Origin of the sequence: Cohnella rhizosphaerae (assembly GCF_029525575.1) — a bacterium.
Taxonomy (GTDB): Bacteria; Bacillota; Bacilli; order Paenibacillales; family Paenibacillaceae; genus Cohnella; species Cohnella rhizosphaerae.
In genome coordinates this window covers 302,719-315,128 of the sequence record NZ_JAPDIA010000008.1, presented here as the reverse complement: position 1 = coordinate 315,128, position 12,410 = coordinate 302,719, and the positions used below count along the sequence as shown (strand labels likewise).

The following is a 12,410-nucleotide window of genomic DNA, read 5'->3' as shown; positions in this document are numbered from 1 at the left end:
CTGTTAAGCGGTCTGGGTTGATGATGCCGGCACTTCAACGCTTGCGAGCGTCAGATCGGCGTGGACGATTGCGCGATACGCGCCCTCCGCGGACAACGCGCCGCCGTCGAGCCCGACGAGCACCCTGCGCTGCACGCACGGTTCCTCGTTCCCGGCAGGGTCCGCGATCGTCACGCTGTCCGGCTTTATGGCCAGCATGAGCTTCGCGTTTCCGCCGGCAGCCCGGTAAGGCACGAGACGGTAACGATCCCTGAAGGAAGGCAAGCCGCCCTCGGTTTCCTCCAGCTCGCCGATCAATCGATCCGCGGACTCGGACTTCAGACGGTCCGCCCAGCCTTTCGGAAGCTCGTCGCGCCAGAGCGAGGCCTCCAGGATCATGACCGGAATGCGCGTCAGCGGGTCATAGAGACGATTGCCCGTATCGACGAGTCCTCTGCACGTCCATTCCCGATCCCCGATACGAATACTCACGTCGACGACGAGCGTCTCCAGCCGCTTCCTGCTTTCCCTGCTCTCGGCTTCGCTTCTGTACAACCAGATCGCCATGGCAAGCGTCGCCGCGAGCAAAATGGCCTGTACGTCAAACGACAGCACCATCCCCCCCCCCTCGGCCGTGAAAGCAATCCCTCTCCAAGGCGAACCCGACCACTTGGCCAGCGAGGAGATGCCGATCACCGCGCCGAGCGTCGCAAAGTTCACCAAGTAGAACGAGCCGATTGTCCTGACGAACTTGAGGGGACCACCGTAGCCGAACGCTAGAAAAACCATCAAAGCGGAAATCATGAGTTTGACGCCGAACGAATACAGATAAGGTACGGACGTCACGAACATGGCGGCCGCGTAAGCCGCTCCGACGCTGGCCGACAGCGCGAGGCGTCTTCGGCGCGGCCGAAGATGCCTCACTTTGGCTGTCGTCATCAGGATGGACGCGTCGATCGTCAGATTGGACAAAAAGACCAAGTCCACATAAACCGTCATCCGCGCCACGCCCTTCCATGCAAACCCATCGCTTACGTTTGTCCCGCTGACGAAATGGATTGCTCTCAGTATAAAATGGCGCCTATGAGGTGTCTGTCTAAACGCGCCGCAGGTTCGGCTGTTTTTTTTGTCGAGCAGAATCGGGCTGGAAGCGTTCTGAACTAGCCCTTTAGATGCTGTAAAATTATCCCACGCTAGTCGTGCGATAAGGTTTCCGACGCGTTTTCGGCCTTATCCCCTTCGCTCACTTTGACGTAAAATGTCATTCAGACGCCGGTTAAACTGCTATGATTTTAAAATCGTATTCTGGGGCGTACATCGAGGAAGAAATGTCCAACGTATCGAATCCATATCATGCGCAACCTTATCCCCTTCGTTCAATAAAGCCTAGCATTACCGCTGCTCACATTTATACAATCCTCAATATCTTGATTCTTTAACTTGTCAAGGTTAGCTCGCGATACGTTATCCGCGCTCTGGTTGCACATAAACGCAGCATATAAGGAACGACCTTTTGAGCTTTTCTGGAAATATTGAATACAAAGGACTGATGATTTAAATAAGCCTGAAGATGCTTAGGCCCGATGCCCTGGAGCGTATGATCCAACCAGTGGAGCGTGTGCATCAAGACAGCCGACAGAGGGGCCAATTTATTCATTCCGAAATAAGGAAAAGCTCTGACCGCCTTAACATCGTCCGATACGTGAGCGTCCGAAAACTTCATATGCGCCATTCGGCTTATTAAACGTGAGCTTCCGGTCTCGCGTTTGCTCAGATGCGCCATCTTAATCTCGCGGATGTCTTCGCCACCTTCCACCGTACCGCCGATAGCTACGGGCTGATCCGTCGGCTGTACAGCGAGACTGCTGGAGGCTCTCCTCCAACCATAGATTCCGCCCGTTACGGCCACCAACCCTGATAAAAGTTGCTCGTTCGATTGTTGGGTCAGTGCATCTCGAAGCTTTTGGCCAATGAGCCATGCCGTCTTGTAAGTAACACCCAATATTTCGGAAAGTGCGACTGAAGTAGCTTCTTCGGCAAGCCAGATCATAGCCCTGAACCACATTCTGAGCGGTGTGCGCGTACCGTGGAAAACGGTGCCGGCCGTTAGAGAAGTCTGATGGCGGCAAGAAGCGCAAACATACAACGGATGCTTGCGGGATCTTAACACCGAGCAATGCGCATACGAACAGCGCGGGCAGCGGAACCCCTGCGGCCAACGTGCATGGTATAGCGCCTCCATGCATTGCTCTTCTGTCCAAGATTCCCACGAGCCATCAGGAAATGTAAAGTGATTCACCTTCCATCCCCCTCCACAAAATAGAACGTTTGTTCTTATTTTATGGTAAGGAAACGAACGCGTCAATCTTTTCCAGAACAAAAATTGAGCGAACGGGATAAGGACGATAAGGCGGCAATTCCATGCTGAGCGAACGGGATGAGGTTCGTAAAGCAACAAAAAAGAGGATAACGAGTTGCCAAGATTGAGCGAAGGGGATAAGGTCGATAAAGGGAAAAAAGGGAGGTATTATGCCCCTCACCTCTCTCCTTTCGCGCCAACAATCAAAAAGCCCTCGCCATTAGCGAAGGCTGCATCCTATGGCCGATCGTCACGCTTGCAGATCGCGCATGTTACCGCGCCTTAAACGACTTTGGGAAGCAATTCCTCGAGCGACAAAAACTGAATATCTTGTTGCGACAGTTCTCGAACACGCTCCAGCGTATCTGAGGGTAACTGCATGAACGCCTCCACCGCCGCAGGGCAAAATTGGGTTCCCGCGAATTTCTTTATTTCTTCGATGGCCGTCTCATGGGACTTGGAAGGACGATACGGACGATCGGACGTGATGGCATCGTAGGTGTCGCAGACGGCGAAAATTCTGGCGCACAGCGGGATCTGTTCGCCGCTCAGACCTTCTGGGTAACCGAGGCCGTCCCATCGCTCATGATGGTAGCGGACGACATCCAATGCCGGTCTTAAAAATTCGATATGCGCCAGCATTCGAACGCCCATGTTGACGTGAGTACGCATGATCGCCCACTCCATCTCGTCCAGCGGTCCTTCCTTGCGCAGGATAGCGTCGGGGATGCCGATCTTGCCTACGTCGTGCAGCAGGGCGCCCCGATAAAGCATCTCCAATTGTTCGCCTTCGATGCCCATTTGTCTGCCGAGCAGCCAGGCATAGGCGGTGACGCGCAGAGAATGGCCTTGCGTCTCGTTGTCTCTGCTGTCCAACGCGCTGCTCATCGCCTGCAAAGATTCGTCATAGGTTCGGTGCTCGCGTTCCAGCATGTCGCTAAGCGCTTTGTTTTGACGCGCGATGACGCGCGACGAGCGCAAAAAGATATGCCGCAGGCTAAAGAAAAGCAGCGTCATGCCGGCCGCCAGCAAACCGACGATTGTCAAACTGATATGCAATATTTTCGCACGCTGCGCAGTCCAATCTTTGGATACTTCGACAGCGCCTGCCCAAGTTCCGTCAACCGAGGAGATCGGTATCCACAGCTTAAGAACACCGTCCAGTTTCCGATTCAGCATCTCCCCCTGTAGCCATGGCACTGTCGAATCGCTCTCGTTCGCGCCCGGTTAAAGCGCTGCCCGTTTGAACGGGGGCGTAGCTGACCCCTACACGTCCGTCGCGACTTACGAATCGAACTTCTCTGATTCCATAAGGATCCAAGGCTGCGCGAACGTCTGTCGCAAGCGCCGCTGCATCCGATTCGGAGGAGAATCCGATCCCCCCCTTCGCTCCCGGTTCCCCCCGAGGGCAGTTCGATCCCAGGCGGATGGCTCGAAGAGCGCTGTCCTGTCAGGCAGGCCCTCGATATACTTCATCACCGCATTGCGCGTCGAGTCGCTTGTCTCATGGATCAGCTCTTGAGAGATAAATCTGAAGGTAGTCGCGGAAAGAAGCACTCCGAAGATAACCACGAATGATGCCAGCATAGTTGTAAAGGAACGATACGGATTGGTCATCATTTGCCTCCTGTACGCATACTGCCGCGCTGTGCTGTGAGTTCGACAGGCAAACGGCGTTTACCTGCTTCGCGGAGCCAAAAAAAAGAAGACCGCATATTGAGCCGGTCCTCGACTTGAAATGATGTTATTCAGTTAAAAGCCGCTTCTAATCGATTACAATCGAATGTTAACGGTCGCCGCGCGGTCGATTCCGCAAAAACGCGGGAATGTCGAGCTGCTCGCTGGATGTCGAGCCGCCGCCGAACGGACGCAAGTTGTGGCCGCTCGCGCGGCTGTCCTGATGTTCGGTCTGGGAAGGCGGATTCGATTGCGGCGATGAAGAGGACATAGGCCGGCGTACCGGTCCCTTGTGTTCAAAGCCGGTCGCAATAACCGTAACTTTGATATCGTCCTTCATGCTGTCGTCGATGCTGGCGCCGAAGATCATGTTCACTTCGGGATCCGAGGCCGAAATGACGATTTCCGCCGCTTCGTTCACCTCGAAGAGCGACAGATTCGAGCCGCCCGTAATATTCATGATAATCCCGCGCGCGCCTTCGATCGACGTCTCGAGCAACGGGCTCATGATCGCCTTGCGCGCCGCGTCCATCGCGCGGTTCTCGCCGGAGGCGACGCCGATCCCCATCAGGGCGGAGCCGCGCTCCGTCATGATCGTCTTGACGTCCGCAAAGTCGAGGTTGATCAGTCCGGGCACGGCGATCAGGTCGGAGATGCCTTGAACCGCCTGACGAAGGACATTGTCCGCTTCGCGGAACGCCTCCATCATCGGCGTCTTCTTGTCGACGATCTCCAGGAGCCGGTCGTTCGGGATGACGATCAGCGTATCGACTTTTTCCTTGAGCGCTTCAATGCCAAGTTCGGCCTGTCCGGAGCGCTTGCGGCCTTCGAACGTAAACGGCCGCGTCACGACGCCGACGGTCAGCGCGCCGCATTCCTTGGCCAGTTCGGCGATGACCGGCGCTGCGCCGGTGCCCGTGCCGCCGCCCATGCCGGCCGTAACGAATACCATGTCCGCGCCTTTGAGCGTGTTCATGATGCCGTCGCGGGATTCTTCCGCCGCTTTTTTGCCGACGTCGGGGTTCGCGCCCGCTCCGAGGCCTCGCGTCAGCTTGTCGCCGATCTGCAGCTTTTGCTCGGACTTGGTCAGGTGCAGCGCTTGCGCGTCGGTATTGACGGTAATGAATTCGACGCCCTTGACGCCGTTTTCGATCATGCGGTTAACTGCGTTGCTGCCTCCGCCACCGACACCGATGACTTTAATTTTCGCGAGCGGTTCCATTTCAAAATCAAATTCCAACATATTTCAATACTCCTCCTCGCTTCGCTGGTGAATCACGTCAGTGGCGGCTTATATGAATTCCTTGAACATATTCTTAAACCACTCCATGACGCCCGTCTTGCCGGCCGGCGCGCTGGCCGCGGCCGTCTTGCTCTTCGCGGGCCGCTTGGCCGGCGGAGCTCCCCGGGTTCGCACGTACTTCATCACGTACTGGATCATGCCGACGCCGCTGCTGTAAGAAGGATCCCGCACCCCGATAAAATCGGGAACCGCGATCCGCACGCTTGCTTCGAGCTCGATCTGGGCGAGTGACAGCACGCTTGGCATAGATACGGAGCCGCCCGTCAGGACGTAACCGTTGAGCTTGTCCAGATACCCAAGGCGCTTGACCTCTTGACGGATCATATGGAAAATCTCCTGCATGCGCGGCTCGATGATGTTGGCCAGATCAACCTGGGAAAATTCCTTTTCCACGTTGCTGCCGACCCGCATCACCTTGAAGCGGACATCTTCCGCCGCCTCGTCCTGGCGCGCGCAGCCGTACTTCAGCTTGATCTTCTCGGCGTGCTCGGTCTGCGTCTTGAGACCGTAGCAAATATCGCTCGTCACGTAGTCCCCGCCGATCGGCAGCGTCGATACCGCGGCAAGGCTGCCGCCTTCGAATACCGCGATCGTGGTGGAACCAGCGCCGATGTCGGCCAGTACGGTCCCCATTTGCTTTTCGTCCTTCGTTAATGCCATCATGCCGGACGCAAGCGACATCAGCACGATGCCGGAAATGCGCAGGCCGGCTTTCTCGACGCAGCGCATGAGGTTATGTACGGCTGCCTTCGTCCCGGTAATGATCGTGCATTCGACTTCCAGCCTCACGCCGATCATGCCGCGCGGATCCTGAATGCCCGCAAGTCCGTCCACGAGAAACTGCTTGGGCAGCAGCCCGATGATCTCCCGTTCGGGCGGCAGCGCAACGACCTTGGCGGCCTGCAGCACGCGTTCGATATCGTCTTCGCCGATCTCCCGGTCTTCGTTCGAAACCGCGACGACGCCGTGGTTGCTCTGCAGCGCGATATGGTTGCCCGCGATGCCGACGTACACTTCGCCGATGGTGATGCCGACCATGCGTTCGGCATGGTCCACGGCGTTGCGGATGGACTGGACCGTCTGGTCGATATCGACGATGGCGCCTTTTCGGATGCCGTCCGAGTCCGCCGATCCTACGCCGATAATATTGATAGCTCCGTTGCTTATTTCTCCGATAATCACCCGAACCTTAGAGGTTCCGATGTCCAGACTGACGATGAGGTCGTTGTTGCTCAACCGGTGGCACCTCCCGTAAATACATCAAAACTTTGCAATCCGGCCGTCCGGCCATTCGTTAGTTTGGTCGCGACTTATTGAAATCCGTTGCGGAATGAGGAGTTGTTCAAGGGGTTCCGAACGAAGCCAAATCGGTACACATTCAATACTTATTCAACACAGACGGGATTTTCCCTCTTTTTTTCAACAAAAATTTTAGTTCCCTCATTCTAGCAATTATGCTAACATTTCCGCTTCGCCGCCGACATTCTCTCGGCGAAAGCATACGAAAATTCTAGCATTAAACCGCACGGTTGAGTAGAGTCCTTTTCCTTAAGTTAAGGGGCTTCTTCGTCGACGGACGGGTCCGTTTGTGCCGAATAAGGCGAGTACGTGTCCGAATCGAGCAGGACGACCGTTCCCGGCTCCCTGTTCTCCACGAGTTCGCCCAGAATCGTAATCTTGTCCTTAAGCTTGCCGACGGTCGTCAGCACGTCGAAGCCGGAGCGCGTGAAAATGCGAATCCTGTCCGGATACGCGCTGGATGGGTCCGGCGAGATCTCCGAAAAGTCTGCGATCCCTCCGGCGGGCAAGCCGCCCAGCGCCCGGCACAGCGCGGCCCGCTCCGGGTCGTCCTTCGACCAGCCCGTAAGCACGGGCTTGGCCGGCAACGCGCTGCCGGCCGCCGGCTGCGCGCCGATGCCGTTCGCCAGCACGACGGCGACGCCGCCCTTGCCGTCCATTTCGATCGCCACGGGTTCGTATTCTTGTACCGCGACTTTGAGCTTGCCCGGAAAATGCTTCGCGACGCGGACGTCCTTGATCTGAGGCAGCCGCTTGACGCGCTGAGCCAGCTTGTCCGACGCCGGCATAAAAAAAGAGTCTCCGATCCCGACGCCGAGCTGAGCCTCGACCTGATCCCGTTTCAAATAAGACAGGCCTTGGATCTCGATCACGCTGATACGGGAGAGAGAGGATCTGAAAAACAATACGATCAATACCGCGACGAACAAGGCAACGACGATCCACAACAGCTTCCCGCCGCGGCGTCTCGTCCCCGTACGTTCCCGCGGCAAAGCGGGAATTCGTTCTATCATCTTGCGCGCACTCCTCTCGACAGCCGGCGGAAACGCATAGCCTGTCCCAAATCCGAAAAAGCAAAGGCGGCCCGCCGGGCGGCCGGTCGAAAGCGAAAGTTCCGTTCCCCGCCGGCCCGGAAGCGGATAAGCGAAAAGCGCTTATCCCTCCCGGTCGATCGTCGCTTCGTTGGTCTAGCCGTCGGAGACGCGAGAGATATCTCCGCCCAAGCTCGCGAACATTCGCTCGATCTCGTCGTAACCCCGGTCGATATGATGAACCTGCTCGACGATCGTCCTGCCATGCGCGGCAAGTCCGGCGATGACGAGCGCGGCGCCCGCGCGAAGGTCCGTCGCTTCGACCGCGGTCCCGTAGAGTCTGGGCACGCCCCGCACGATCGCGGAGTTCAGGTCGATGCGAATGTCCGCGCCCATGCGGCATAATTCGTCTACATGCTTAAAGCGTCCCTCGAACACCGTCTCCTTGATGACGCTGACCCCGCCCGCCAGCGACAGCAGCACCATCAGCTGCGCCTGCATGTCAGTCGGAAAAGCGGGATAAGGAGAAGTGACGATGCGGTCGACCGCTCGCGGCCGGCCTTTGGCGCCGACTCTTATTATACCATCCTCGGTCTCGATGTGAACACCGGCGCGCCGCATGACGTGAATGAGAGAGATCAGATGGGCGGATTCGGCGCCTTCGAGCGTGACCTCGCCGCGGGTTGCCGCCGCGGCTACCATCGCCGTGCCCGTCACGATCCGGTCGGGAATGATCTGAAAATCGCAGCCGCCAAGGTTATCCGTGCCGTCGACCGTGATCGTGTCCGTGCCCGCGCCCCGGACCTTGGCGCCGATCGCGTTAAGAAATCGCTGCAAATCCTGAATCTCCGGCTCGCGGGCTGCGCCGATGATCGTCGTGCGTCCGTCCGCCATGACGGCGGCCATCATGATGTTCTCCGTAGCGCCGACGCTGGGGAAATCCAGGCTGATCTCGGCGCCGGTCAAGCGGGCGGCCTTGCATACGATACGGCTGCCCGTCTCTTCGATCTTCGCGCCAAGCGCGGCCAGGCCGCGAAGATGGAGGTCGATCTTGCGTTCGCCGATCGCGCAGCCTCCCGGCTGGTAAACCTGCACTTCGCCGAAACGGGCCAGCAACGGGCCCATCAAAAATACGGAGGAACGCATCAAGCGCATCAAACGTTCCGGTACGTGCGACGAGTCCGCGACGGTGCCGTCGATCGTTACGACGTCCCCGCGGCGGAGCACGGCACAGCCAAGATCCCGCATGATGTCCAGCATGACTTCGATATCCAGCAGCTTCGGAATGTTGCGAAGAGTTACCGGCTCCCGGGCGAGCAGCGTCGCGGCCAGGATCGGCAGGGCGGCGTTCTTGGCTCCATGGATGCGGATGGTGCCCGAAAGCGGTTTGCCGCCTTCAATCACCAGTTTGTCCAAGGAATTCACCTCCGGAATTACCGCTCGCCCATCAGGAGCACCTCGGGTGCGAGTAAAATGCCGAACCGTTCGTTCACGGTCCGTCTCACGCGTTCCATCAAGGCGAGCACGTCTTCGGCCGTCGCATGGTCCTCGTTGACGATGAAGTTGGCGTGCAGCTCCGACACGACGGCTCCGCCCTCCCTTGCGCCCTTCAGTCCCGCGGCTTCGATCAATCGCGCGGCGTGGTCTCCGTCCGGATTGCGGAAGACGCTGCCCGCGCAGGCCAGCTGCAGCGGCTGCGTGCGCAGTCTTCGGTCCTTGTAGGAAGCCAGCATGGCGGCGATCTCCTTGCGATCTCCAGGCGCCAGGGCGAACACCGCCTCGGTGACGATGCCCCTTTTTTCGTGCAAAATCGAATGACGGTAGCCGAAGCGAAGTTCCTCGTTGCCGTACGTCCCCTTCGAACCGTCTTCCCAGACGATGTCGGCCGACTTTAAGATGCGCGAAACGTCCGAATGATGCGCCCCGGCGTTCATATACACCGCTCCGCCTACGGTTCCGGGAATGCCGCCGGCGTATTCCAGCCCGGTCAGCCCTTCCTTTCCCGCCATGACCGACAGCTTGATGAACGAATACGATGCGCCTGCGATCGCGAGGTTGCCCTCGAACCGCAACCGGTCGAACCCTTCGCCAAGCTTGATCACGGCGCCGCGGACGCCGCGGTCGGAGACGAGCGTGTTGGAGCCGCGTCCGAGAACGGTCCAGGGGACGCCGTGCCGGCTCAGCGCGGCGATGGCCGATGCCAGCTGCTCCGCGTCGGCCGGCACGAGGAACAGGTCGGCGGGCCCGCCGATTTTCCACGTCGTGTAGGGCGCCAGCGGCTCGGCTTGCTTAACGACCCCCCGAATACGACCGTTCCAGGTCCGCGATCAACTGCTCCATCCAATATCTCCTCCAATTCAATCTAAGGAGCTGCGGGTTAAGCGCGGGCGTCTGGTTCATCATTGCGGACAGCCGCGACCACACCCTATCGTATGTCGCGCCGCCCGGCATGGTGACAATCGCCCAGTCGCCGTGGATGCCGCACGCTTCAGCGGCGGTCCCGCAGTCCTATTAAGCTGATTAAGCCCGCGAGCTGCGGACGATACGCTGCAATTGCTCGAATATAACGCCGGCCGCTTCGGGCATGCCGATAGACTTGGCCGCTTCCGCCATCTTGACGCGGCGTGTTTCGTCGCCCATGATGCCTGCGACCGTCTCGAATAACTTGGCGCCGGTGAGATCCCGCTCCAGAATCATCATGCCGCCGCCGACGCGGACGACGCTCTCGGCGTTCGCCTGCTGATGATTGTTCGTCACGTTCGGCGAAGGGACATAAACCGCCGGCACGCCGAGCGCGGCGAACTCGGCGATAAACGACGCGCCGGCGCGTCCGACGACGAGCGACGTCGCCGCGAGCACTTCCGCCATATTGCTTATGTACGGCCTGACATGGAGCCTGCTCGCGACCGACGGATCCTTGATTCGGCCGAGCTCCGCCTTCAGTTCCTCATAATACCGCTCTCCGGCAGCGAACACAAAGTGCACGTCCGGCAGACCGCCCAGCTTGGCCGCGGCTTCGGCGGCCGCTCGGTTCAGCGTCTGCGCGCCCCTGCTGCCGCCGACGACGAGCACGAACCGCGTGCCCGGCGCAAGACCGAGCGATTCGTAGCCGCGCATCGGGTCTCCCCCGAGAATCGCCGTGGCGCAAGGATTGCCGGCGTATTCTACGCTTTTGACTCTGGCGAAATGCGGCTTGGAGTCGGCGAAACTGACGGCGACCGCATCCGCATAGCGGCTTAAAAACTTGTTCGTCAGACCGGGAACGACGTTTTGCTCGTGCAGCAGCGTCGGGATGCCGAGCTTGGCCGCCGCATAGACGACAGGCCCGCATACGTAGCCGCCTGTGCCGACGACCGCGTCGGGCCTGAATTCCCGCAGCAGCGATTTGGCGCGCCGCACCCCGCGGACGAACCGCAGGGCCGTGCGAATGTTTTCCAGGGACAGCGATCTTCGGATGCCGGTAATGTCGATGCTCTCGAAGCGCACGCCCCGCTCTGGCACGATCCGGCTCTCGAGCCCCCGCTTCGTGCCGATGTACAGCAGCTCGCTGCCCGGATCGCGCCGCTCGGCTTCGCGGCCGATGGCGAGCGCGGGATAAATATGGCCGCCGGTACCGCCGCCTGTCAACACGATACGCATAGCGTCACCTCGCAAATCTGGATAAGTTAAGTAAAATGCCGAGCGCCGTAAGCAGCAGCGTCAGCGACGAGCCGCCATAGCTGACGAGCGGCAGCGTAATGCCCGTCACGGGCATGAGTCCGATGACGACGCCGATGTTGATCAGCACCTGGACGGCGATGATGCCCACGATGCCCGCCGCCAGGAAGCTGCCGAACGGGTCGTCGATGGCGATCGCCGTCCGCATGCCGCGCCAGATGAGCAGCAGGAACAGCACGAGCAGGAGACTGCCCCCCGATAAAGCCAAGCTCCTCGGCCAAAATGGAGAAAATAAAGTCCGTTTGCGGCTCGGGCAAATAATTGTATTTCTGGCGGCTCATGCCGAGGCCGAGTCCGACGAGGCCCCCCGGCCCGATCGCATAAAGCGACTGGATCGATTGATAGCCCGCGCCGAGCGGGTCCTGCCACGGATCGAGGAACGCCGTGATCCGCTGGAGCCGGTAGGGCGCGGCGGCGATCAGGCCGACGAGGCCGACGACGCCGAGCAGCGCGAGTCCCCCCCAGATGCCCGATTCGGGCCCCGGCCGCGTAAATGACGAGCAGCGCGGCGCCGATCATGACGGCGCCCGTGCCGAGATCGGGCTGCAGCATGATCAGCCCGAACGCGCCGAGCAAAATGCCGAGCGGCGGCAGAAGCCCTCTCGTGAACGACACGAGCTTTTGCTGCCGTTCGGCAAGAAACCGGGCGAGGAACAAAATCATCGCCAGCTTCATGAACTCCGAAGGCTGGATGCCGAAGCTGCCGATGCCGAGCCAGCTGCGCGCGCCGCCGCGCACGACGCCGACGCCCGGCACGAGCACGAGCAGCAGCAGGCCGAAGCACAGCAGCAATCCGGGCAGCGCCCAGCGCCGCAAGCGGCTGTAGTCCACGTTCATCGTGACGAACATCATGAAAATGCCGAGCGCAGCGAATAGCAGCTGCCGCTTCACGTAATAAAACTTGTCTCCGTAATCGTGGAATGCGGCTACCGCGCTCGCGCTGTATACCATCACGATGCCGACCGCCAAAATGCCGAGCGTCGCCGCGATCATCCAAATATCGGGGGCCTTGCGGACCTTGGCCATAACCGGACACCTCGCCAAA

At 59.3% G+C, this 12,410-nt stretch carries 8 protein-coding genes and 3 pseudogenes; all 11 read right to left on the bottom strand.

The features are described 5' to 3' along the window. Positions 1-3 precede the first annotated feature (3 nt). Complete coding sequence (locus OMP40_RS24755; RefSeq protein WP_277535395.1) at positions 4-978, bottom strand: sigma-E processing peptidase SpoIIGA; 975 nt, start codon at positions 976-978, stop codon at positions 4-6. Between the two features lie 436 nt (positions 979-1,414). After that, a complete protein-coding gene (locus tag OMP40_RS24750) occupies positions 1,415-2,029 on the bottom strand; it encodes a hypothetical protein (protein WP_277535394.1) in 615 nt (204 codons plus the stop codon). 78 nt (positions 2,030-2,107) lie between these two features. Then, a pseudogene (locus OMP40_RS42240) lies at positions 2,108-2,278 on the bottom strand (transposase); the annotation flags it as partial. Positions 2,279-2,620: 342 nt separating this feature from the next. After that, entirely contained in the window at positions 2,621-3,517 is an 897-nt protein-coding gene (locus tag OMP40_RS24745) for an HD-GYP domain-containing protein (protein ID WP_277535392.1), read from the bottom strand. 607 nt (positions 3,518-4,124) lie between these two features. Further along, positions 4,125-5,258 (bottom strand): cell division protein FtsZ, encoded by a 1,134-nt coding sequence (ftsZ, locus tag OMP40_RS24740; RefSeq protein ID WP_277535388.1) that lies wholly within the window; start codon positions 5,256-5,258, stop codon positions 4,125-4,127. 48 nt (positions 5,259-5,306) lie between these two features. Beyond that, on the bottom strand, positions 5,307-6,554 hold the full coding sequence (gene ftsA, locus OMP40_RS24735; RefSeq protein WP_277535386.1) for a cell division protein FtsA: 1,248 nt from the start codon (positions 6,552-6,554) through the stop codon (positions 5,307-5,309). 317 nt (positions 6,555-6,871) lie between these two features. After that, positions 6,872-7,630, bottom strand: coding sequence for a cell division protein FtsQ/DivIB (locus tag OMP40_RS24730; protein WP_277535384.1), 759 nt, complete (start codon positions 7,628-7,630; stop codon positions 6,872-6,874). A gap of 174 nt (positions 7,631-7,804) precedes the next feature. Continuing rightward, entirely contained in the window at positions 7,805-9,064 is a 1,260-nt protein-coding gene (gene murA, locus OMP40_RS24725) for a UDP-N-acetylglucosamine 1-carboxyvinyltransferase (protein ID WP_277535382.1), read from the bottom strand. Between the two features lie 17 nt (positions 9,065-9,081). Next, positions 9,082-9,988, bottom strand: a pseudogene (murB, locus tag OMP40_RS24720) (UDP-N-acetylmuramate dehydrogenase). A 180-nt stretch (positions 9,989-10,168) separates the two neighbouring features. Next, positions 10,169-11,287, bottom strand: coding sequence for an undecaprenyldiphospho-muramoylpentapeptide beta-N-acetylglucosaminyltransferase (gene murG, locus OMP40_RS24715; RefSeq protein WP_277535379.1), 1,119 nt, complete (start codon positions 11,285-11,287; stop codon positions 10,169-10,171). 4 nt (positions 11,288-11,291) lie between these two features. Beyond that, positions 11,292-12,391 (bottom strand): annotated as a pseudogene (gene spoVE / locus OMP40_RS24710) (stage V sporulation protein E). Between the last annotated feature and the right edge of the window lie 19 nt (positions 12,392-12,410).

What these genes read in the sequence shown, in the direction of transcription:
- OMP40_RS24730 (WP_277535384.1), bottom strand. Translation starts at nt 7,630, where the DNA reads ATGATAGAACGAATTCCCGCTTTGCCGCGGGAACGTACGGGGACGAGA.
- OMP40_RS24755 (WP_277535395.1), bottom strand. Translation starts at nt 978, where the DNA reads ATGACGGTTTATGTGGACTTGGTCTTTTTGTCCAATCTGACGATCGAC.
- ftsZ (WP_277535388.1), bottom strand. Translation starts at nt 5,258, where the DNA reads ATGTTGGAATTTGATTTTGAAATGGAACCGCTCGCGAAAATTAAAGTC.
- OMP40_RS24745 (WP_277535392.1), bottom strand. Translation starts at nt 3,517, where the DNA reads ATGCTGAATCGGAAACTGGACGGTGTTCTTAAGCTGTGGATACCGATC.
- murG (WP_277535379.1), bottom strand. Translation starts at nt 11,287, where the DNA reads ATGCGTATCGTGTTGACAGGCGGCGGTACCGGCGGCCATATTTATCCC.
- OMP40_RS24750 (WP_277535394.1), bottom strand. Translation starts at nt 2,029, where the DNA reads ATGATCTGGCTTGCCGAAGAAGCTACTTCAGTCGCACTTTCCGAAATA.